We start from the raw sequence: 21,800 nt of genomic DNA, 5'->3' as shown, positions 1-21,800 counted from the left end.
GTTATCAGGCAATAGGGCATTCTATCATTGCGCTAATCAAACGACAGCGTTTGCCTCACAATAATAAACAAACGCTATCGTTCGTGAATTGATAGAAATAATAGTTTTACATTTAAGAAAAAAAGGATAGTCGGTTAGCTCTCAAATTGAAACTAACCAACTACCTTATCACGAAAATTTGGAGGTTATTATGATAGGAAATTTTTTAAGAAATATTCTTCACACTTTCGGCCAAGGCATTCTCAACCCTTGTATGGTTGTCCTGCTTATTATGATTGTCATCACAATCTGGCAAATTGGGGATCTCCTGATGGAGTACATCATAGAACGTAGAAAAATGAAAGAAGACATTCCGGAACTATTAAAGAAAATCAACCGTGTGGGGAAGGAGCTCGCCCTACAAATCATCAAGGACAGCAAACTGCTTAAGCGTCAGAAACAGCTCGCCGTAAAACTAACTGAGGCCGAAAATATGCCAGAAAATTCTCTGGCAGCCTATGCGCAAAAACTAATAAGCATAGAAGACGCTTATTATCGGAAAATTATGGCGCCTACTGATCTAATCGCCAAACTGGGGCCAATGATCGGCCTGATGGGCACCTTGATTCCATTGGGTCCCGGAATCGTAGCCTTGGGGAAGGGCGATATCAAGACTCTTTCCAGCTCTATCGGCGTCGGTTTTGATACGACCATATCCGGAGTATTCGTCGCAGCGATTTGTTTCTCAATTTCCTATTTGAGAGGTCACTGGTATGAGGGTTATATCAGCACCAATGAAGCTATCCTAGAAAGTTTGATGGATAAAATCATTGATGTTCCTGATAAGCTAATCGGCTTAATTGATGAGAAAGGAATGAAAAAAAGCTATGAGAAGAAGATTAATCAAGTCTAGAAGAAAAAATAATCGGCAGGCAATTAACCCGATGGAAAGTGTGGTCAATTTGATTGACATCATGCTGATTTTCGCCTGCGGCTTAATGGTTTCAATTGCTTCTCTCTGGAATATTAAAATGAATGCGAGTAACCAGATTAACAAGACAAAGAGTAATAGTTATCAAGATATGGGACAGGTTTATGAAGATCCGGTGACAAAAAAAATGTATATTATTAAAACCGACGAGAGTAAAAGCAAAGATACTTCTAAAACCGGGGTGAAGTAATTTATACAGGAAAAGGAGAAGATTATGTTGAACAGAGGACGACTTCAATCCAAAAGAGCCAGTTACAGGGAAGAGATAAGTCCCATGGAAAGCGTGGTAAATCTTGTTGATGTTATGCTTGTTTTTATCTGCGGACTTTTACTTTCAATTATGATTTTCTGGAATATAAACATGAAAAACTTGGTGATCATTTTAAACCAAAAACAGCTTATAAAGATCAATAATCCGAAAGAATTAACCACGCAGATGAAAGATAAAAGTTCAAGTGGCAATGTAGGATCTGCCGTTTTGGACCCCAAGACAGGAAAAATTTATATTGTGAAGCCACAGAAAAAATAACATTGTGAAAAAATGAATAGGTTTGGATTCAGAAGTTGAGCCGATAAAAACTATCATATTTAAGTATAAACTCACATGATGATAGTCATTAAAATTGCTCAATTTCTGAAACAAGCTATAGTTATGGAACAGAGTGTGTTTAAAAATACATACCTGTTCTTTTTTTACATAATAAATTTATCAAAATCTTGAAAAAGACTTGACAAATAGTAGAAAAAATGTGGCGAAGCCCCTTAATTACATTGATTTTTAAGGAGGTTCACTCATGAACGAATATGCAAATTTTATAAAGGAAAAATTAGACACTGTTTATATTTTATGTATAAAATACAACATTGAGTATGCTAGCCTATTTTTTATCATACTGCGTCGGTAGAACCCTTAGATAGGATTTACTATCTGCGGAACCTGACTCCTTGTCCGATAAAAAATATTCGTCGCATCTTTGACTTGTTATTTTCTTTCAAATGCCTTAAAGAGCATATCATAATATAAACAGAAAACAATAATAAATAATAAAAATAAATACAAAACAATACAAATATTATTGTAAAAAACTAAAAAGCACTGTATAATATAAGTGCAAATAATAGATAATAATAAAAATATTCTATAGGTAATAAAGAGGTGAGTTGTATGGAAGAGTTAATTCAAACTGACAGAATAGCTTGGCTGAAGAAAAAAATGATGGATGAGCCGAGATACGTATCTATTGAGCAAGCACTTATTATCACAAAAACATATAAAGAAAATGAAGATAAACCCATTATTATTAAAAGGGCACTTGCTCTAAAAAATGCATTGACACACTTGAATATCGCGGTAGAACCAGAAGAGATGATTGTTGGAAATCGTACAATGGGTGTAAGATATGGTGTTGTATTTCCTGAAAGCGGAAGTTCTTGGGTTGATCGTGAAATAGAAACCCTTCCAACAAGGCCTCAAGATAGATTTAATGTAAGAAAAGAAGATATTACTACTTTTAGAGAAATTATTAAACCATATTTTAATGGAAAATCCTTAGAAGATGTAATTAGAAAACGGTATGGAAAAGAGATAGATGAAATTGCAAAGGTAGTTAAAATCAATCAAAAAGATCATGCGCAGGGGCATATTTGTCCAGATTGTGAAAGCTGGTTAAAATACGGACCTGAGGGATTAAAAAATCAAGCTGCTGTGAGATTAAAAGATGCTAGTAAAAAGCAGCAGGATTTTTATAACAGTGTTATTTTGGTAATGGAAGGTACCCAAAGGTTTATGATGCGATATCATGATCTTTTAATAGAGAGATCAAAGGAAGAATCAAATGAAGAAAATAGGGCCAACATGCTTCAGGTTGCAGCAAATTGTAAAAGCTTGAGTATGAATCCTCCAAAGTCTTTTCATGAAGCTGTACAGTCTGTTTGGTTTTTATTTGTTATTCTTCACATGGAATCAAATGCATCTTCTTTTTCACCAGGTAGAATGGATAAATTCTTGTATCCCTTTTATAAAAAAGACATTGACAGTGGAAAAATTGATAATCAAAAAGCTTTGGAAATTATAGAATGTCTTTGGCTTAAATTCAATCAAATTGTCTATTTGAGAAACTCACACAGTGCAAAGTTTTTTGCAGGTTTTCCAATTGGATTCAATGTTGTAATTGGCGGCCAAGATGAAAAAGGTAATGATTTTTTTAATGAGTTATCTTTTCTATTTTTAAAAGCACAAGAGCATTTAGGATTACCACAGCCTAACTTATCAGTAAGGCTTCACAAAAAAACTAATGAGAGGTTTTTAAAGGAAGCAGTAAAAGTAGTGTCAAAGGGAAGTGGAATGCCACAATTTTTTAACGATGAAGCTATTATTTCTTCCATGATGAAGTTAGGTGTAAAAGAAAAAGATGCAAGGGATTACGCTGTTGTAGGATGTGTGGAAATCACTACCCAAGGCAATAATCTTGGCTGGAGTGATGCTGCTATGTTTAATTTAGACAAAACATTGGAGTTAACTTTAAACAATGGAAAGTCTCTATTAAGTGGGGACAAAATTGGCCCTGATTTAGGAAATTTAACTGATTATGAAACTTTTGAAGAATTGGAAGGAGCTTTTGCAAAGAATATAACTTATTTTATGGATAAAATGATACTAGCTTGTGAAGAGATAGAAAAAGCACACATGGATATATTGCCATCCCCATTTTTATCTTCTGTAATTGACAATTGTATTGAAAAGGGAATGGATGTTACAAAAGGAGGAGCTGTTTATAACTTTTCAGGAATTCAGATGATACAAATAGCTAACCTGGCAGACAGTTTAGCTGCTATTAAACTTTTAGTATATGAAGAAAAGAGAATATCAAAAGAAGATTTACTAAAAGCACTGCAAAATAATTTTGAAGGATATGAAGTAATACGTACTATGCTGCTTAAGCGTGCACCAAAGTATGGCAATGACATTGACTATGTTGATGAACTTGGCGCAAAGTGGGCAAGATTTTTCAGTAAAAAGTTAAGTTGCTATACAAATTATCGTAGCGGCAGATATCATACAGGAATGTATACAGTCTCTGCTCACGTACCTATGGGAGAAAATGTTGGAGCTTCGTCAGATGGAAGATATGCAAAAACACCTCTGGCAGATGGAGGTATGTCTCCTGTATATGGGAGAGATATCGCCGGCCCCACAGCAGTATTAAAGTCTGTTTCTTCATTGGACAATTACTTAACTACTAATGGTGGACTCTTAAATATGAAGTTTTTACCTGAATTCTTTAAGACTGAAAACAATATAGATAAGTTTGCTAAATTTCTAAGAACTTTTGTGGATTTAGAAATACCACATATACAATTCAACGTAGTGAGAAAAGAAGATTTGATTGCAGCACAAAAGAATCCTGAAAATTATAGAAGTTTAACTGTTAGAGTTGCAGGATATACTGCTTATTTTACAGAATTGGCAGGAGAACTTCAAAATGAAATTATTGCTAGAACAAGTTATGGTAATATATAAGTGCAGGTGATTAAATGATTGGTAAAGTATTTGATGTTAGGAGATTTTCAACGCATGATGGAGATGGAATTAGAACCACAATCTTTTTAAAGGGATGTCCACTTCGATGTGTGTGGTGCCAGAATCCAGAGGGATTTTCCTTAGAGCCTAAGCTCATGTACTTAGAAAATCAGTGTATACACTGTGGAAGCTGTACTAAAGTGTGCAAAAATAAATCCATTATTTTAAAGAACAACAAGCTTTATATTGATAAAAATGCGGCAGATGAGTGGAAAGATCCTATAGATGCATGCCCAGCAGGATGCTTGACTATGGATTGTAAGTTATATACTGTGGAGGAATTAGTGAAGTTTGTGTTAAAAGATAAAGCATTTTTTAAATATGGTGGAGGAGTTACCTTATCAGGAGGAGAACCACTTTTTCAGAAAGACTTTGCAATATCCCTACTAAAGATGTTAAAAGAAAATGGAATTCATACAGCAATAGAAACCTCACTTTACGCAGCTAAAGATACAATTAAGGATGCTCTTTTTTATTTGGATTCTATTTATGCAGATTTAAAAGTATTTAATAGGGAAAAACATAAAGAGTTAACTGGAGTTTACAATGATGAAATAAAAGAAAATATAAAATTTATATTGGAATCGAATAAAAAAAATAAGGTAATTATTAGAACGCCGCTTATTCCCAAAATGACGGCAACTAAAGAAAATATCTATGCTATAGGTAAATTTATCACTGGTATTTATCCAGATGTAAAATATGAGTTATTGAATTATAATCCTCTTGCCAAGGCAAAGTATAATTTAGTGGAAGAAGAATATTGCTTTTACGATAATCCTAAAATGTATACTGAAGGTGAAATGAATGAGTTTAGAGAAGTTGCAAGAAACGCAGGAGTAAAAAGCCTCATTATTGAAGCTTAAAATAAATTGCAATATGCAATGGAAGAAAGGAAATCAGATTTATGAAACTTATTGTAGATTTTGCAAATTTAGATCGAATTAAGGAAATGTATGCTTATTATCCAATAGATGGAGTAACTACTAATCCATCTATCCTAGCTAAAGAAGGAAAAAATCCCTATGAGGTATTAAAGGCAATTAGAAAGTTTATTGGAAAAGATGCAGAACTTCACGTACAAGTTGTTTCCAAAGGTGCTGAATCAATGGTTAGAGAGGCACATAAAATTCAACAAGAATTGGGGTCTAGTACTTATGTAAAGGTTCCAGTATCAAGAGAAGGATTAAAGGCAATAAAAGCTCTTGCAGCAGAAGGTACTAATATTACAGCAACTGCTGTCTATACACAGATGCAGGCTTATTTGGCAGGAAAAGCTGGTGCTAGCTATGCAGCTCCATATGTAAATAGAATTGACAACATAGGTGCAGATGGTATAAAAGTTGCAAAAGATATTCATGATATATTTAAAAAAAATGATTTAAAAACAGAAGTTCTTGCAGCAAGTTTTAAAAATTCACAACAAGTTTTAGAATTAGCGAAATATGGTGTTGGCGCCGCAACAGTTGCTCCAGATGTAATTGAAGGATTAATTAAATTAGATGCAGTTGATTGTGCAATAAAGGCATTTACAAAAGATTTTGAAAAGCTGTGTGGTGAAGGAAAAACTATGCTAGATTGTTAATTTAAGATTGAGCCTGTATCAAAATTATTTTGATACAGGCTCAATGTATTTGTCCGATGGCTACCAGCCGTAATACCCCCATCTTCTTATAAAGTGGGGGATAACGGCCGTTACGCCCCTGGATAACGATTTCCCCTAAAGGATAACGCCTTCTAAGTGCTAAAGCACTAAGAATCCTGTTAATAAGTTTCAGATGGAAAAAAAAACTCCACCTGAAACCAAGAATTCTGTTTATGAGAAAACGTTAAAAATATTGTTGATATTAAAATTCTTTGAAAATTTCTTTTTTTGCACCACAAACTGGACAATCACTGACATTATCACCCATGTATGTATATCCGCAAATTGGACAAACATATATCTTTTGATTTGGAATATCTTTTCCTGATTTAGCTGCTTCCTGTGCCCCCTTAAACATATTGGCATGTATTTTTTCAGCTTCTAGTGCAAAATGAAATGATCTTTCAGCATCTTTTTCATTTTGAAATCTTGCAGTTTCAAGATATACAGGATACATTTGATCTACTTCATGAAGTTCTCCATTTATTGCTCCCTGAAGGTTTTCTACAATATCGGTATTTCCAAATACAGCACCAGCTGCAACTGTATTGTCACCAACTTGATTTTTAAGTACATTGAAATGATTTTTAGCATGTGCCCATTCTGCATAGGCTATGCCTCTAAAAAGTCTGGCAATGTTAGGATATCCAGCTTTCTCAGCATGATCTCCCCAAATGAGATATCTCATATGAGCCATACTTTCTCCACCATATGCAGATCGTAAAAAATCAGCGGTCATTGCATTATTTAATGCCATTTTGTACACATCCTTTCATATCTGTAATATATATTATTATCTATAATATATATTAATATTCATATGGTAAATTAAATTGACTACATAACTTGCAATAGCGCATTAATCATAAAACTGATTTACTTTTTTCAATATTAAATTTATCCGATGACTAGCTACTCTAATACTCCCACTTTTCCAAGTGGGAGTAAAGAGCAGCTACGTCCCTGGATAATGATTTCTAAGCATCAGGTGGAGTCAAAACTCCATCTGATACCAAGAAACTCTGTTTATCTATTGTTTCTTGGATGCTGTTAATTAATTTACTTACATGATATCCATCAGCCACTGCATGTGATATTGTCACAGTAAATGGCATTAACCATTTTCCATTTTCTTCATGATATTTCCCATAGGTTATAATTGGCATTAAAGATGGACTTGATTCGCTGCTGTATGTTGAATATCCTGTAAATGTGAGCCATGGGACACAAGATATGCAGTAGAAATTTTTAGGCTGGTTTGCCTTAATTTTTACACCTTTAATATGTGAGTATTTTTTCATATCACATTTATAATTATCATAAAATTTATAAAAGTCATCTGTATATTCTGACCAAATGTCCGAGAATGTATGATCATCTTTATGAAAAATTGTATAGTTAGGATGGACAATATCATATACAATTAATTGGCTGTTTTCCCCAAGACGCATACGAAATTCCGGCATAGAATTTATGTTATAACTAACACAATAGATAAATGAAGGATAAAATTTTAAATTATTTTTTCTTAATGATTCCTTAAATAAAGTAACATCAAGATTTGCGGTAATACTATAGGCACATTTAAGCCGTTCAGTATAATATTTAAAGTGTTCACGCCTTTCCCATTTTTCAAAATCAACTACATGAAACATAAACTAACCCCTCATTCCTTATATTATAGTATAGCTTATTTACTCAACTTTCGCAGTTTAAAAACTTTGCGAAGCAATATTTTTGAGAGGACAGAGTACAATTGACAGAGGACAGTGAAGGAGGATTTTTCTTCGCTGCACTACGAAAAATCTTTAATTAAATTTCTAATGACTTATTTGGATAAAGCAAAATATTGCTGACTTATATAAATTTGGAGTTTGTTTTGCATTAGCAAAACAAGCCTAAAAAAATAAATTAGTTTTCTGACATAAGGAAGAAAACTTACCTTCACTGTCCTCTGTCCTCTGTCAATTGTCCTCTAAAAAATGTTTCGCGTTATTTTTATATTAAATCAAAATCTTATATGTGAGAAAGTTAAGTTATTTATATTCTAATTATAACATAGGATGTTTATCCGATGACTATCTGCTCTAATACTCCCTTATCCAAGTGGGAGTAAAGAGCAGCTACATCCCTGGATAACGATTTCCCCTAAAGGATAACGCCTTCTAAGTGCTTGAAGCACTAAGAAGCCTGTTAATAAGCATCAGGTGGAGTCAAAACTCCATCTGATGCCAAGAACTCTGTTTATTTAATAATATTAGCTATAATTATTTTGACCAATAGCTTGGGCGGATTATCATTATAGGCAGTTTTGTATGGGAATTACCCTTAGCTGTATTGATTTGAGACTGAGTAAGAAAGATGCTTTTTGAGAGATTGGCTTCGCTGAGATCAGCATCTCGCAGGTCAGCTCCAATGAGATCAGCATAACTTAAATCAACTCCTCTAAGGTTTGCAGCAATAAGGCATGTTCCCCTTAAGTCTGCACCTCTAAGATTAGTTTTTCTCAGGTCTGTACCAAAATAATCTAATCTGTGAGATAAAGGGTTTTTTCTATGAGCTCTGGAACGTATAAGCTCGCTTGTATTTCTAAGTATTACATTAACCTTGTTTCTATGAGTTTCTACATCTAGTGATAATAGAGAATCAATGTCAAGAAGAGTAAGGCCTTCGGTATTTTCAATTAAGGAGTTTATATTTTTTTTGATATTGCTATCTGTTTGTAGGGTATGTGCTTCAGAAAGATACCATAGTATTTCGTGAAGCTGTCTCATAATTAAAAAGGCATCAAACATTTTCTTAGCGTATTCAGAGCCTTGATGCCAATCACGTCCGCTGCAGGTAATCTGGGCTAATTTTTGACCAGCACCAAAACAATCATAGGAAGTACAACCTTTAAGGCCTTTGTTCCTAAGATTTTTGTGAACAGAACAGGCAAAGTCAGGTTGTAAATTTATACAGGATTTACCTGCATCTTTGTTAGTTGGAAAACCTTCGGACGCTGAGAAGTATAATGCAACGCAGCATAATCCAAAACATTTTTTACAATCAACTCTCAATTCTTTAGTACGTTTATCTTCATGTTTATATATCATATTTTTAACATTCTCCTAATTTGCATATGAGTTAATATATTTGAAGGGATAATAAATCTTCATTTCTATCAGTAATATATTTATAACAATCATAAACTCCCTGATTATAAAATTCTGGAGCTAATTCTTCTACTATAAAATTTAGTATCAAGCTTGAGGCCAAATCGCCTAATTCTTCATCTCTTTCGTTTAGAAAATAATCCTTTATTGTAGAAATCATTTCTTGCTTTTTTTCTTTGTTTAATTTAATTTTGTTCATTATAGCATACCTCCATTTAAAATTGTTATTTTTCATGATTTTAAAATAGTTTATTAATTATATCATAATTCTTGTCATAATTTTTAATACTTATGTGTTAATATTATAGATACCAAATTTAACAAAAAAGGTATCAGGTATATTCTAGAATATATTAATCAAAAGCTTTTGAACAAGGTTACCTAGAAGGAGGAATACAGTCAAAAATATGGGTGTTATCAGTTATTTTAAAAAGAAAAAATATGAGCAAAATTTTAAAGCTGTATATGAGAAATATTATGACACCATCTTCAGAAGAATTTCCTACCTTACTGGGGACATGCATGCAGCTGAAGACTTGGCACAGGAAGTATTTATGAAGTTATATAATTCACCACCTGACCACAATAACATTGCTGCATGGTTAAATAAGGTTTCTACCAATACTTCCTACAATTATATAAGAAATAAAAAAATTCATGAAGGAAAAAATGAGATGATTTATAAAAAAGAAACAGATAACGTTATTTCAATTGAAGAAGCTGCAATTAACAATTGTGAGGTAGATTTAACTAAAAAAGTACTGAATGCACTTCCACCTAGGGATCGTATGTGTCTGGTTCTTAAATTTTCAGGATACAAATATAGTGAAATTGCAGAAATAATTGGAGTAGATAAAAACTCTGTAGGCACACTTATATCAAGAGCACAAAGAAAGTTTAAAGAAAGCTATTTAAGCTTAGAAGAGAGAGGTGAATAAAAGTGAAGTGTCTAAGTGAAGGAAGCATTCAAGCATATATTGATGGAGAACTTAGTAATACTGAAATAAAAGAAGTAGAAATGCACCTTTTTCAATGTGGAAAATGCAAAGAAGTTTATAAAGAATTGAAGTTTATAAATAGTTTTGCCGTGGAAAAGCTTCAGGATTATGAGAGAGATTTTAAAATAAATCATGTAGAAATAGAAAATAGGGATATTGAAGTAAAAAATAAAAAAGGAGAGTTTAAAATTATGAAAAAGTATAAAAAAATAGCAGCGGCAGCCTGTGCAGCTATTGTGATAACTACTTGTGTTTCTGTAGAGCCTATAAGAGCGTCAGTTATTAATGCAGTTTCAATTTTTAGAGCAAAGGATATTAAAAGTGTAAATATTTCATTAGATGATATTACAAAACTTAAAACTCAACTCATAAACCATAAGGCAGATATTAATATTGATAAAATAGGCAAAGTTAAATATCAGGGCGGTGAACAAAAAAATGTTACTATAGATGAAGCAAAAAAAACACTGCCATTCACAATATCTATGCCTCAAAATATGCCATCAAAAGAAGTAAAGAATATTTCAATAAATAAGCCTTCCAAAATGGATTTTACTTTAAATGTAGAAAATATAAATGGGCTTCTTAAATCTTTAGGAGGAAAAAAGCTATTTCCTAAAGACTTAGATGGAAAAACTTTTTCTTTAAATATGGCTGGAGGGTTAAACATTATGTATGAAGATTCAACAAATGGCGACCGTATAGCTGTGTCAGAAACTAAAGTACCGGAAATTGTGGCACCTGATGGTGCAGATGTGGATGAAATATTTAATGCTCTTTCAGATCTTTCAGTACTGCCGCAAGATATGCAAAATCAGCTGAAATCCATGAAGGATTGGAAAAGTACTTTGTATATTCCAAATGTAGGAGGTAAATCTGAAGAAATGAATATAAATGGTATGAAAGCCATTGGATGCTTTGATACCAGTCAACATGATAAGGAAAAGATACATTCTTCTATTTTAATTCTTAAAGACAATGTTTTAATTAGCATTGATGGTAATGTAGATAAAAATAAATTACTGGAAACAGCAAAGTCTATGAGGTGATAAATTTGGTAATTGAAACAGAAAATCTTTCTAAAATATATGAGAATAACAAAGGATGCAGAAATATAAATATATCTGTAGCTAAAGGTGAAATTTATGGATTTCTAGGACCTAATGGTGCAGGGAAAAGCACATTTATAAAAACCCTTGTGGGGCTGCTGTTTCCCACTTCAGGAAATGCACGTATATTAGGTAAGCCTATTAGGGATTTGGAGACCAGGAAAAGGATAGGATATTTACCTGAACTTTTTAAATATCAAGAATGGATGACGGGATTAGACCTCCTGTCCTTCCACTCTTCATTATATAAACTTGATAAGAAGACTTCTTCTATAAAAATAGAAGAAGTCCTTGAAATTGTTAATCTAAAAGGTGCTGAAAAAAGTAAAATAGGTACTTATAGTAAAGGCATGCAGCAGAGAATAGGAATTGCAAGTGCTCTTCTTTGTGATCCTGAGCTTCTTTTTTTAGATGAACCTACTTCTGCATTAGATCCTATAGGTAGAAAAGAAGTTAGAGATATTATGTTGAAGCTAAAAGATATGGGTAAAACTGTATTTTTAAATAGTCACCTTTTAAGTGAAGTAGAAATGATTTGCGATAGTGCAGCTATTATAAGTAAAGGAAGTATTGTAAAACAAGGAAAAATCGATGATCTTTTAGAAGGAAACACTGGTTTGGACATTCATGTAGAAAATATGAATAATGAAATTTTAAATAAGCTTGAAAAAATTGATGAAGATATGACTTTCGATGGGAAAAACATTATTAAAATGCATGTTAAGGAAAACTATGAGATACATGAAGCTGCTTCATTAATTATATCAGGTGGTGGAAAGTTGTATGGACTTACTCCTCACAGAAATAGTCTGGAAGAGATATTTATAAAACTTATTGAAGGAGGTGAAGAATAATGTTTATTATTGCACTTTCCACTTTTAAGGAAATTTATAGAAAGAAAATCTTTCATTTTATAGGCATATTGACCATAGTATATCTTATCCTTTTAACTATTATTTTTAAATTTATAAGTAATAATACAGCTGGTAATAATGGCATGATAGATATTATTGCTAATCTTTCTTCAACTATTTCTATAGTCGGGTTTTATTTTTCTAGCATACTTGTAGCATTTTTAACTATAATGCTGTCCATAGGAATGGTTTCTTCTGAAATAGAAAATAGAACTATTTTAACCATTTTAACAAAGCCAATTAAGAGAGAAGAATATATACTTGGGAAATACCTGGGTACAGCTATTCTTATTATTTTATACAGTACTTTTCTTTATATAGCAGTAATTATTATTTCCACTGTAAATAGAATATCTATGGTAGAAACTTTTGGGACAGCAGCACTTGCTAAGGGATTCTTGTTTTTTATTTTGCAGCCTTTGACTATATTATCAATATCTCTTTATGGAAGTACTAAATTCAAAACCTTAAATAATGGGATAGTAGTAGTGGCTTTATATGTACTTGGATTAATTGGTGGAGTGATGGAACAAGCAGGAGCATATATTGAAAATGATTCCCTTTCTACAATTGGAATAATTTCAAGTTTAATTTCTCCTTTTGAAGTAATTTACAGAAAAATGATTTCTACTATTTTTACTTCTTTAGGAACATTTAATCCTATGTCAGGTTTTGGTTTTGGTATACCAGGGAAGTCTACTACACCAAGTGTATGGATGATGGTCTATGTATGTGTATATTTAGTATTTTTCATATTTATGAGTATTAAAGGATTTGCTAAAAAGGATATTGGCTAAAATACATGGTAGTAATTTATTTACTGCCACGTATTTGTTTGTCTTACGTATATTTAATATTGAAATACCCTAGGTGAACAGTTATCCCTTTGTTTTTAGATATATTTGGCTTTCTCATTTTGCTTTTTATACTGCATAGGAGTTAGACCAGTAATTTTTTTGAATGTTTTTGAAAAGTGTTTTTCATCACAAAAGCCTACTTTTTCAGCAATATTGTAAATTAGTTCGTCACTTGAAGAAAGAAGTTCTTTGGCTTTTTCTACTCTATAGTTAATAATATATTTTATAATGCTTGTACCAATCTCCTTTTTAAATATTTGACTTAAATATGAGTTGCTAATATTTAAGCTAGATGCAATAAGATTTACAGTAATATTCTCCATATAGTGAATATGTATAAAGTTTAATACTTGAATAACTATAGAATTCTTTATCATATATTTGTTGGAAAGCTCAGACTTGAGTTGATTTACAGAATCTATAAACTCACTGCATTTATCCTCTATGGAGATGAAGAATACTTTTTTGGATAGGGAACTCTCCGGCAATATTTTTTTATATAGATTGCTATACCTGTCAGCTAATGCCGATGACAACGAAGTATGGCAATAATAATAAAGATTGTAGTCAAGACTTGGTTTTACAATATCTAAAAATAGTTTATATATTAACTTATTCAATTTAATATTAAAAATATCATAATTTATAAGTTCTTTTATTTGTTTTAGAGTGTTATCTACTAAAGTGTAGTCTATTTCTTTTTTTATTGAATTGATATATTTTTGAGTGAGTAATTTAGCGTCAGAACAGAAAAAATTATATGCTTTTAAACAATGGAAAGATTCATAAGCATCTCTTATATTTTCAATATCTTTGATATAGCTGCTCATATATCTGAATGCTGTCTTAGATTTTGTTACATTATTCAATTTGTTAGTAATTTCAAAAAGTTTATTTTGTTTGCTAGCAATACTTCTACAATTAAAATCATTGATAATTATGCACAAAATATCGGGATCAATATAAAAAACCTCACCTCCGCTGTACTCATCAAGAACGTTTTCACATTCTTTAATAAATTCTTCTCCAGTTAAGTAGTAAATATTTTTATTTAAATAGTGGTCTGAATATTCAATTTCCATAAGATTACAAATATATACGTAGTAACCGTAATCATTTAGATTTAAGTTTACTTTTTTTTTATAATATAAAAATTCACTTTTAATTACTCCCCGTAGAATATCTTTTAGATATTCGGTTTTTTCTAGTTTACTGATTCTGAAGTCCATTATCAAGTTTGAATCTTTTTCTTCACCAATATAGTTAAAATGACAAGTATATTTTTTACTTAAAGACTGAGTAAAAAAGGATTTTATTTTATTAATATAAGTAATGTCCTTGTGACTTGTAATAGAGTATATAATTTGATTTTCTGAAATGACATTAAAAATTAGGATCATTGGATATATATTTGACATCGCTAAATCGTAGAAAAAATTATGAATTTTATATACAGGGTGTTTAAGTTGAAGAATTATAACTTGAGCATTAAGTTCTATTGCTTTTTCAATACTATTTTTATAAGAGTTAGCAATATAAGAAATATAAAAATCACTTTTAGTTGTCCTGTAGAAGTTACATATCATATTAGCAATTTTATCTTCTGCATATAAGACAATTTTAGAAAACATTTACATAGTACCTCCAAGATACCTTAATTACTCGTATATAAATTTTAAACTATGATTTTATTGTATACATATATTAGCAATTTGTAAATATTATTTCCCCAATATATAAAAAGTTATATGTTTAAAAAATATATTTAAGAATAACAGATAATGAAATTAATATAGAAAAGTACACGTTTTCATAAAAAAAACACACTTAAGTTAAGACTAAATAATATAAAATTAATAACTAAGAAGTGGTGAATAAAATGAAAAGGAGGAGCTAAGCTTTTGAACCATGCCATTTTATTTAGAAGGTACATTTTGCAATCGTTTACTATCATTGAACTTACTATGGATTTTAAAAATTGTAAGCTATTATAAATTTGAAAAGGAGTTGACGAAATAGTGGCAAAAACGATAAATTTGTATGAAAAAAGTGGTGATAACCCTGGTTTTTATAAACTTCCGACCAAAGAAGTAGTAGGATATTCACTTGTAGACGGTGGAATGAATTTAGTTTTTCAGTCAATTTTAATGTTTCTCACATTCTACTATACTGATGTTTATGGATTAACTGCTGTAGAAGTTTCTGTTATGTTTCTTATTTCTAGAGGATGGGATATTATATGGGACCCTACCATGGGTATTATTGCAGAAAGAATGAATCCAAAGCATGGTAAATACAAAAGTTATCTTATTTATGGAGCTATTCCCTTTGCCATTGCAGGTATTTTGACTTTTACAGTACCTAATTTGGGACATACGGGCAAATTGATATGGGCGTATGCCACGTACAATTTGATGCTCACATTATATACTTTCATAATTAATCCATATGTATCTTGTACAACTGTCATGACAGCAGATCCTATGGAAAGGACTAGGCTAAATTCCGTAAGAATGATGTTTGCTCAGTCCGGTGGTGTAGTAGTTGCACTGTTTATTCCTATTTTATCACAATTTTTCGGCAGAGGTAATGCAGCAAAAGGTTACCAGATGACTATTATTTTACTTTCTATTATTTGTGCGTCTATCTTGATTTATAGTTATACTACTTTGCATGAACGTATCAGAGTAAAATCTCATCTAGATCCAGTTACTTTTAAAGGATTTATTTATCAGATTACACATAATAAGCCAGGTGTCGTATTGTTTTTACTATTTGTTGGTGTTTATGCATTCTCGTCTATACAATCAGCTTCAGGAATTTATTATATGACTTATAACGTAAATAGAAAAGATCTAGTTGCTTTATTTTCTATGTTGAATGTTTTACCTTCAGTTGTGGCAGTTCCTTTTGTGCCTTCGCTTTTTAGACATATCAAAAAGAAAAAAACTGTTGCACTTGGTTTGATTTTAGGTGCCATTGGATCAGCAGCTTTATATATCATTCCGGTCTCACAAATTGCAGCAATGATGATAGCTAAATCAGTAGCTACATTTGGCTATGGTATACTTATGGGCAGTTTGTGGTCAATCATTCCGGATGCAGTTGAGTATGCTGAGTACAATACTGGCAAAAGACATGCCGCAGTTGTGTACTCACTTATTACTCTTGGATTAAAGGTTTCATTAGCAGTAGGGGGAGTTATACCTACATTGATATTAGCTAACGTTGGATATATTCCTAATGTACCTCAAACTGCAAAATCTTTGAATGGAATTTTAATTATGACATCTATTTTGCCAGCTGTTGTCTGTGTAGTTACATTGATCATATTCATGGTATTCTATAATTTAACAGAAGAAAGAGTAGCTGATATAATGGCAGAACTAGATATAAGACATAAAAATGATAAAGAAAATTGTTTGGTTGAGTTAGTAGAGGAAATCCCTGACCAATCAACAAAATTATAAATATTAGGAAGGTGTTATTATGGAAAAAAAGCTTAGTGATTTTTCAATGAATGCATTTTCGCTTAAAGGTAAAGTAGCTGTGGTTACAGGTGCAAATCAAGGTCTTGGTATGGCTTATGCTGTTGCTTTTGCAAAAGCAGGTGCTGATCTTTTTATACCTCACTTTACTGATGATGTATCTGAAATTAAGAGCCTCATAGAGGAAACTGGTCAGAAGGTTAAGTTCTTGCAAGGAGATTTAACGAAAAAGGATTATATTGAGCAGGTTGTCAATACCTGCTTGAAAGAATATGGTAAAATTGACATTTTAGTAAATAATGCAGGTGGAAGTACGTTTGCGGAATTTTTAGAGTATCCAGATTCAGCATGGCAGAAGATTATTGATATTGATTTAAACTCTGTGTACTATCTCAGCCACAGGGTAGTTAAAGAAATGGTTAAACAAAATTCCGGTAAGATTATAAATATTGGTTCAGCATTATCCTTTACTGCGGATAAAAAATGTCCACCATATACAGCAAGTAAACATGCTATTCTTGGTTTAACAAAAGTATTTGCAAATGAGGTTGGCAAGTATAATATTCAAACCAATGCAATTTGCCCTGGCTTCCTGGCAACTGATGTTAACAAGGAGTTACGTGCTGATAAAAATTTTTACGATAAAATTACAAATAGAATTCCAAGTGGTCGATGGGGTGAACTTAATGATCTAATGGGAACTGCCGTATTTTTAGCAAGTAGTGCATCAGATTATATTAATGGATGGTATATAAGTATTGATGGTGGATTCCAGACAACATTATAAAATAAGGAGGTTTTAATTTATGAAGACTATTGCTTGTGTTAAGGTAGGAAGTTTAAAAGATCCTGATGTTAATAAAAGGGGACGTGTTCAGGTTATAGATATGCCTGAGCAGGAAATGGGAGATGAGGATGTTAAAATAAAGGTTGCTTACTGTTCAATATGTGGTTCTGATCCACATTTAGTAGAAGGAATTTTTGGTCTTGAACCTCCCTTTGGAATAGGACATGAGATTTCAGGTACTATTGTGGAAATCGGTAAAAAGGCTACTAAAAAGGGATTAAAAGTAGGGGACAGGGTTGCAGGAAACTTTTTAAGATTTTGTGGTACATGTTATTATTGCCGAAATGGTCAGGAGCAGTTTTGTGAATATCAGGATAATAAGCCTGGTATGTCCGAATATGTAGTGTGGCATGAATCTCAGGTTTTTAAAGTTCCGGATGATGTCAGTTTAGAAGAAGCATGCTTGTTAGAACCTGTGTCAATTGCAGTTAGAATTGTAGACAAAACAAATATGAAGATTGGTCAAAGAGTTGCCATTTCAGGAGGTGGACCTATAGGATTATTGTCACTTCAAGCAATGAAAATGTTTGGAGCTACATCATTGACACTTATAGAACCTATTAAGGAAAGACAGGAACTTGCCAAAGAATTTGGTGCTGATTATGTTATCAATCCTTTGGAGCAGGATGTATGTGTAGAATCCAATAAAATAACTAATGGATTGGGTTTTGACCTGGTAATAGAGGCTTCGGGATCACCTAATGCTGCACCGGCAGCTAGTGAAATAGCTGCAAAAGGGGGAACTGTTCTTTATATTGCAATGTTTCCAAAAAATTATGATATGCCACTGAATCTATATGACAAATTGTATAGTAAGGAATTGACTATTTCTAGTATAAATGTAGCTCCATATGCATATCCACGTGCTGCTCAAATTATGCCTAGAATGAATTTGAAACCTTTTATACAGAAAATTTTCACTATTGATCAGGCAGAAGAAGCTTTTGCTGCTCAAATTAGTGGAAAATATCCCAAAATACTTATTAAATGTAATGATTTTTAATAACATTTGTAAATAAATGAAAAAAGGAGATGCCTATTATGTATTGTAATGTCGATATGGAACAAGTTAAACAATTAGAAGATAAGGCAGTAGAGATTCGAAAAAAGTTATGCTCATTTATCTATGAAATAGGTATGGGTCATCTTGGAGGAGAATTATCCATTGTTGATATGGCTGTTGCTCTCTATTACAAGTACATGAACTACGATCCTAAAAATCCTAAATGGGAAAAAAGAGATAGATTGATTTTAAGTAAAGGCCATTGTGGTGAGACATTGTATACTATATTTTCAGATTTAGGAATGTATACAATGGAATATATGATAGAACATTTTGAAACCTTAGATACTGCTAAATTTGGTATGCACCCTAATAGAAAGTATGTTCCTGCCATTGAAGTATCAACAGGTTCTCTGGGTCATGGATTATCCATAGCTACAGGTTTAGCATTAGGTGCTAGAATGTCAAAGGCCTACTGGAGAACTTTCTGCATCATAGGAGATGGCGAAATTGAAGAAGGTTCAAATTGGGAAGCCTTCATGGCAGCAGGTCATTATAAACTTGGTAATCTTGTAGCAATTGTTGATAAAAATCGTCTACAGATGACAGGTTTCACAAGAGATGTAATGAATATTGATCCTTTAGGAGATAAAATAAGAGCTTTTGGGTGGGATGTTATAGAGATTCAAGGTAATGACATGTATGAAGTTTGTAGTGCCCTGAAGTCTCTTCCACCAGCAGATCCAGAAACTAGAAGAAAGCCAATATGTATTATTTCAAATACTACTAAAGGCTGTGGCGTTTCATTTATGGAAAATAATGCAGTATGGCACGGCGGAGGAATTGCCAAAGAGCAGTTGGACGAGGCACTAAAATCAATAGAAAATAATAGGAAGGTGAGATAAATTATGGCAGTTGAAACAACTTTCGATTTTGATCAGATGTTATCATCCGCAAGAGAAGCTTATGGGGTCGAATTGATGAAAATGGCAGATGAAGGATTAGAATTTGCATTTACTTATTCTGATAATGTTGCACCTTCCACATCTACAGGAAAGTTTATAAAAAAATATCCTGAACGTTGTTTTAATATTGGTATTGCAGAAGCCAATCAGGTTGGTATATCTGCAGGATTAGCTCTTTCTGGTAAAATTGTGTTTTCACAAGTATTTGGACCATTTCTTCCTTTAAGGGCAGCAGACCAGATACACACAGATATTGCTTATAATGATGTGCCTGTAAGATTGATTGGAACTCACTCTGGAGTTACATCTGGTGGAGGTCCTACCCACAATGTTATTGCTGATTTGTCATTTTATAGAGCAATACCAAATTTAACAATCTGTGTTCCAGCAGATGCAGGTCAGTGTAGGAAAGTTGTAAGGGAGTCAATGACTTATAAAGGACCTATGATTATCCGTATTGCAAGAGGTGCTGAGCCAGATGTATATAAAGATAATAATTATGAATTTAAAATTGGTAAAGCTATTACTGTAAAGGAAGGTAATGATTTGACTTTAATTGGGACAGGTAACAGTGTGTATTGGTCTCTTATGGCAGCAAAGGAGCTTGCAGAAACAGGTGTAAATGCCAGAGTTATAGATATGCACACTATTAAACCTTTTGATGTTGATATAGTTTTAAAATCTGCAAGGGAAACAGGTTTTATTGTAACCGTTGAAGATCAGAGCATTAATGGTGGTCTTGGTGGTGCAGTAGCTGAGGTTATAGCAGAAGCGGGTATAAATTGCAAGTTTAAGAGAATTGGGTTACCTGATGAGTTCAGTGTTATTGGTCCTGATACTGAAATCTACAAATATTATGGACTAGATTCACATAGTATTGCTGAAACAGTGAAAAAGATGCTTGCTGCTGGTAAGTAAAAAAGCGATATATATGAAGCGTAGTTCAAATTAAGGTTAGTGTAAAAGTTATACTATTAATTTGAACTATGCCTTTTAAGAAATAGTCTCCATTGAAATGTATACAGCATAGAGACTAAATTATCGAAATTTAAAGGATTTGTATAAATGGGAAAGTGGACTAAATAGTTTTTTAAAAGTCTAATGTTAATAGAAGGGGTGAAGGAAATTGGAAAAAATGAAACAGGTATGGTTTGCAGATGAAAATAAGGTAGAAGTTCGTAATGTGGAAATTCCAAAAGTAGCTGCGAATCAGGTAAAGGTGAAAATTGCATATGCTGCTCTTTGTGCAACAGACGTGCATATGGTAACTATGGGAGTATTAGGTGCAAAACCGCCAATGCGTCTTGGTCATGAAGCATCTGGTATCATTGAAGAGTTAGGCGAAGGAGCTGACAAGTTTGGATTTAAAATTGGTGATAAGGTTTCTCTTTTTCCAGTAACAAGTTGTGGAAAGTGTCCAGCCTGCAAAAAAGGACAGCCCCAATATTGTCATAATTCTCAAGACACAGGTGCTTTTGCAGAATACGTGGTGACTGATGTCAGTGCTGTTTTCAAGATTCCAGATGATGCTGATTTACAATGGTATAGTTTAGTAGAACCAGCAAATTGTACTGTCCGCGCTATGGATTTAGCGCAAATAAAGCATGGTGATACGGTTGCAATTTCAGGCGTAGGTGGTATTGGTTCTATTCTTTTAAATATGATTTTACTTGCAGGTGGTGCAAAGGTAACTGCTATTGATCCTGTAGAATCTAAACGTCAAATGGCACTTAACATGGGAGCACAGTATGTGATTGACCCATTCAATGAAAATATGGAAAAGCGTGCAATGGAAATTACAGATGGTAATGGCTTTGATTACGTATTTGAGGCATCAGGTTCTCCTAAAGCGGCAGAACCAGCACTAAAAATTATGGGCAAATGTGGTACAGTAGTTTACTTTGCAGTATTTCCCCCTAAATATGAAATGCCACTGAATCTCTATGAACTATATATGAAGGAAGGTAGGATTCAAACAGTATTTACTACAACTTCAATTATGCCTCGTACCATCAATCTTATCCCAAGATTACAGCTTGATAAGGTTATTGGCAAGGTAATGCCACTGAGTGATGCAGTGAAAGGGTTTGAACTGTTTAATAAATCAATTTATCCTAAAATTTTATTTGATTGCTCTAAATAATACAGGAATATGTGAAGAAAAGTATTTCAATAGAACATGGGTATGCGTTTGCAGCTACAATTGATAAAGGCATAGCAAATGATTTTGAGCTATGCCAGAACTAAAATAAAAGGGCAACAGTTATGA

Annotated in this window: 21 protein-coding genes; 16 read left to right on the top strand and 5 right to left on the bottom strand. The window is 32.6% G+C overall.

Annotated elements, in window-relative coordinates; all coding sequences use genetic code 11:
- The first annotated feature begins 190 nt into the window (after positions 1-190).
- The 6 genes from CLCOS_RS08320 (at position 191) to CLCOS_RS08295 (ending at position 6,135) form a co-directional block, all read left to right on the top strand.
- Positions 191-892: a MotA/TolQ/ExbB proton channel family protein gene (locus CLCOS_RS08320; RefSeq protein ID WP_063601059.1), complete on the top strand. Its 702-nt coding sequence runs from the start codon at positions 191-193 to the stop codon at positions 890-892.
- Positions 867-1,160, top strand: coding sequence for a DUF2149 domain-containing protein (locus tag CLCOS_RS08315; protein WP_013239248.1), 294 nt, complete (start codon positions 867-869; stop codon positions 1,158-1,160). The genes CLCOS_RS08320 and CLCOS_RS08315 overlap by 26 nt, the downstream gene beginning before the upstream one ends.
- A 24-nt stretch (positions 1,161-1,184) precedes the next feature.
- Positions 1,185-1,499, top strand: coding sequence for a DUF2149 domain-containing protein (locus CLCOS_RS08310; protein ID WP_063601060.1), 315 nt, complete (start codon positions 1,185-1,187; stop codon positions 1,497-1,499).
- Positions 1,500-2,135: 636 nt separating this feature from the next.
- Positions 2,136-4,490, top strand: a complete 2,355-nt coding sequence (locus tag CLCOS_RS08305) for a glycyl radical protein (protein ID WP_063601061.1) — start codon at positions 2,136-2,138, stop codon at positions 4,488-4,490.
- A gap of 14 nt (positions 4,491-4,504) precedes the next feature.
- Positions 4,505-5,416 carry a glycyl-radical enzyme activating protein gene (locus CLCOS_RS08300; RefSeq protein WP_063601062.1) on the top strand — a complete coding sequence of 304 codons (912 nt, stop codon included), beginning with the start codon at positions 4,505-4,507 and terminating at the stop codon, positions 5,414-5,416.
- 41 nt (positions 5,417-5,457) lie between these two features.
- Positions 5,458-6,135 carry a transaldolase family protein gene (locus CLCOS_RS08295; protein ID WP_063601063.1) on the top strand — a complete coding sequence of 226 codons (678 nt, stop codon included), beginning with the start codon at positions 5,458-5,460 and terminating at the stop codon, positions 6,133-6,135.
- Between the two features lie 262 nt (positions 6,136-6,397).
- On the opposite strand, the gene CLCOS_RS08290 is transcribed toward CLCOS_RS08295, so the two are convergent.
- The 4 genes from CLCOS_RS08290 to CLCOS_RS08275 all read right to left on the bottom strand — a co-directional run bounded on the left by CLCOS_RS08290 (position 6,398) and on the right by CLCOS_RS08275 (position 9,549).
- Entirely contained in the window at positions 6,398-6,952 is a 555-nt protein-coding gene (locus CLCOS_RS08290) for a rubrerythrin family protein (protein ID WP_063601064.1), read from the bottom strand.
- A gap of 220 nt (positions 6,953-7,172) precedes the next feature.
- A complete protein-coding gene (locus CLCOS_RS08285) occupies positions 7,173-7,850 on the bottom strand; it encodes a chloramphenicol acetyltransferase (protein WP_063601065.1) in 678 nt (225 codons plus the stop codon).
- Positions 7,851-8,462: 612 nt separating this feature from the next.
- The gene (locus tag CLCOS_RS08280) at positions 8,463-9,290 is read right to left on the bottom strand and encodes a pentapeptide repeat-containing protein (protein ID WP_063601066.1); all 828 of its coding nucleotides are present in this window, start codon (positions 9,288-9,290) and stop codon (positions 8,463-8,465) included.
- A 31-nt stretch (positions 9,291-9,321) separates the two neighbouring features.
- Positions 9,322-9,549, bottom strand: a complete 228-nt coding sequence (locus CLCOS_RS08275) for a DUF2164 domain-containing protein (protein ID WP_063601067.1) — start codon at positions 9,547-9,549, stop codon at positions 9,322-9,324.
- A gap of 208 nt (positions 9,550-9,757) precedes the next feature.
- Between CLCOS_RS08275 and CLCOS_RS08270 the strand changes: the two genes are divergently transcribed.
- From CLCOS_RS08270 to CLCOS_RS08255, 4 genes are read left to right on the top strand one after another with little or no spacing between them, the layout of a single operon-like run.
- A complete protein-coding gene (locus CLCOS_RS08270) occupies positions 9,758-10,288 on the top strand; it encodes an RNA polymerase sigma factor SigX (protein ID WP_063601068.1) in 531 nt (176 codons plus the stop codon).
- 2 nt (positions 10,289-10,290) lie between these two features.
- Positions 10,291-11,397 carry an anti-sigma factor family protein gene (locus tag CLCOS_RS08265; RefSeq protein WP_063601069.1) on the top strand — a complete coding sequence of 369 codons (1,107 nt, stop codon included), beginning with the start codon at positions 10,291-10,293 and terminating at the stop codon, positions 11,395-11,397.
- A 5-nt stretch (positions 11,398-11,402) separates the two neighbouring features.
- Entirely contained in the window at positions 11,403-12,311 is a 909-nt protein-coding gene (locus CLCOS_RS08260) for an ABC transporter ATP-binding protein (RefSeq protein ID WP_063601070.1), read from the top strand.
- Positions 12,311-13,168, top strand: a complete 858-nt coding sequence (locus CLCOS_RS08255; protein ID WP_063601071.1) for an ABC transporter permease — start codon at positions 12,311-12,313, stop codon at positions 13,166-13,168. Before CLCOS_RS08260 ends, CLCOS_RS08255 begins: the two co-directional genes overlap by 1 nt.
- 95 nt (positions 13,169-13,263) lie before the next feature.
- Here the strand turns inward: CLCOS_RS08255 and CLCOS_RS08250 are convergent, their stop codons facing one another.
- Positions 13,264-14,646, bottom strand: a complete 1,383-nt coding sequence (locus CLCOS_RS08250) for a helix-turn-helix domain-containing protein (RefSeq protein ID WP_192847899.1) — start codon at positions 14,644-14,646, stop codon at positions 13,264-13,266.
- 600 nt (positions 14,647-15,246) lie between these two features.
- Here CLCOS_RS08250 and CLCOS_RS08245 point away from each other — a divergent pair.
- From CLCOS_RS08245 to CLCOS_RS08220, 6 genes are all read left to right on the top strand, one after another.
- Entirely contained in the window at positions 15,247-16,698 is a 1,452-nt protein-coding gene (locus tag CLCOS_RS08245; RefSeq protein WP_013239234.1) for an MFS transporter, read from the top strand.
- 19 nt (positions 16,699-16,717) lie between these two features.
- Positions 16,718-17,503 (top strand): SDR family oxidoreductase, encoded by a 786-nt coding sequence (locus CLCOS_RS08240; protein WP_013239233.1) that lies wholly within the window; start codon positions 16,718-16,720, stop codon positions 17,501-17,503.
- Between the two features lie 19 nt (positions 17,504-17,522).
- Entirely contained in the window at positions 17,523-18,566 is a 1,044-nt protein-coding gene (locus CLCOS_RS08235) for a zinc-dependent alcohol dehydrogenase (protein WP_013239232.1), read from the top strand.
- Positions 18,567-18,604: 38 nt separating this feature from the next.
- Complete coding sequence (locus tag CLCOS_RS08230) at positions 18,605-19,471, top strand: transketolase (RefSeq protein ID WP_063601073.1); 867 nt, start codon at positions 18,605-18,607, stop codon at positions 19,469-19,471.
- A gap of 3 nt (positions 19,472-19,474) precedes the next feature.
- Positions 19,475-20,449 (top strand): transketolase family protein, encoded by a 975-nt coding sequence (locus CLCOS_RS08225; protein WP_013239230.1) that lies wholly within the window; start codon positions 19,475-19,477, stop codon positions 20,447-20,449.
- Between the two features lie 217 nt (positions 20,450-20,666).
- Positions 20,667-21,674 carry a zinc-dependent alcohol dehydrogenase gene (locus CLCOS_RS08220; RefSeq protein WP_063601095.1) on the top strand — a complete coding sequence of 336 codons (1,008 nt, stop codon included), beginning with the start codon at positions 20,667-20,669 and terminating at the stop codon, positions 21,672-21,674.
- The last annotated feature ends 126 nt before the right edge of the window (positions 21,675-21,800 follow it).

The sequence above is a fragment of the Clostridium coskatii genome, from assembly GCF_001675205.1.
GTDB classification, from domain to species: domain Bacteria; phylum Bacillota; class Clostridia; order Clostridiales; family Clostridiaceae; genus Clostridium_B; species Clostridium_B ljungdahlii.
Note: the sequence above shows the minus strand (reverse complement) of the source record. Positions and strands in the feature narration are given on the sequence as shown.

Excerpts from the sequence above, each read along its gene's own strand:
- CLCOS_RS08320 (WP_063601059.1), top strand. The coding sequence starts at position 191 with ATGATAGGAAATTTTTTAAGAAATATTCTTCACACTTTCGGCCAAGGC.
- CLCOS_RS08315 (WP_013239248.1), top strand. The coding sequence starts at position 867 with ATGAGAAGAAGATTAATCAAGTCTAGAAGAAAAAATAATCGGCAGGCA.
- CLCOS_RS08310 (WP_063601060.1), top strand. The coding sequence starts at position 1,185 with ATGTTGAACAGAGGACGACTTCAATCCAAAAGAGCCAGTTACAGGGAA.
- CLCOS_RS08305 (WP_063601061.1), top strand. The coding sequence starts at position 2,136 with ATGGAAGAGTTAATTCAAACTGACAGAATAGCTTGGCTGAAGAAAAAA.
- CLCOS_RS08300 (WP_063601062.1), top strand. The coding sequence starts at position 4,505 with ATGATTGGTAAAGTATTTGATGTTAGGAGATTTTCAACGCATGATGGA.
- CLCOS_RS08295 (WP_063601063.1), top strand. The coding sequence starts at position 5,458 with ATGAAACTTATTGTAGATTTTGCAAATTTAGATCGAATTAAGGAAATG.
- CLCOS_RS08290 (WP_063601064.1), bottom strand. The coding sequence starts at position 6,952 with ATGGCATTAAATAATGCAATGACCGCTGATTTTTTACGATCTGCATAT.
- CLCOS_RS08285 (WP_063601065.1), bottom strand. The coding sequence starts at position 7,850 with ATGTTTCATGTAGTTGATTTTGAAAAATGGGAAAGGCGTGAACACTTT.
- CLCOS_RS08280 (WP_063601066.1), bottom strand. The coding sequence starts at position 9,290 with ATGATATATAAACATGAAGATAAACGTACTAAAGAATTGAGAGTTGAT.
- CLCOS_RS08275 (WP_063601067.1), bottom strand. The coding sequence starts at position 9,549 with ATGAACAAAATTAAATTAAACAAAGAAAAAAAGCAAGAAATGATTTCT.
- CLCOS_RS08270 (WP_063601068.1), top strand. The coding sequence starts at position 9,758 with ATGGGTGTTATCAGTTATTTTAAAAAGAAAAAATATGAGCAAAATTTT.
- CLCOS_RS08255 (WP_063601071.1), top strand. The coding sequence starts at position 12,311 with ATGTTTATTATTGCACTTTCCACTTTTAAGGAAATTTATAGAAAGAAA.
- CLCOS_RS08250 (WP_192847899.1), bottom strand. The coding sequence starts at position 14,646 with ATGTCAAATATATATCCAATGATCCTAATTTTTAATGTCATTTCAGAA.
- CLCOS_RS08240 (WP_013239233.1), top strand. The coding sequence starts at position 16,718 with ATGGAAAAAAAGCTTAGTGATTTTTCAATGAATGCATTTTCGCTTAAA.
- CLCOS_RS08235 (WP_013239232.1), top strand. The coding sequence starts at position 17,523 with ATGAAGACTATTGCTTGTGTTAAGGTAGGAAGTTTAAAAGATCCTGAT.
- CLCOS_RS08230 (WP_063601073.1), top strand. The coding sequence starts at position 18,605 with ATGTATTGTAATGTCGATATGGAACAAGTTAAACAATTAGAAGATAAG.
- CLCOS_RS08225 (WP_013239230.1), top strand. The coding sequence starts at position 19,475 with ATGGCAGTTGAAACAACTTTCGATTTTGATCAGATGTTATCATCCGCA.
- CLCOS_RS08220 (WP_063601095.1), top strand. The coding sequence starts at position 20,667 with ATGAAACAGGTATGGTTTGCAGATGAAAATAAGGTAGAAGTTCGTAAT.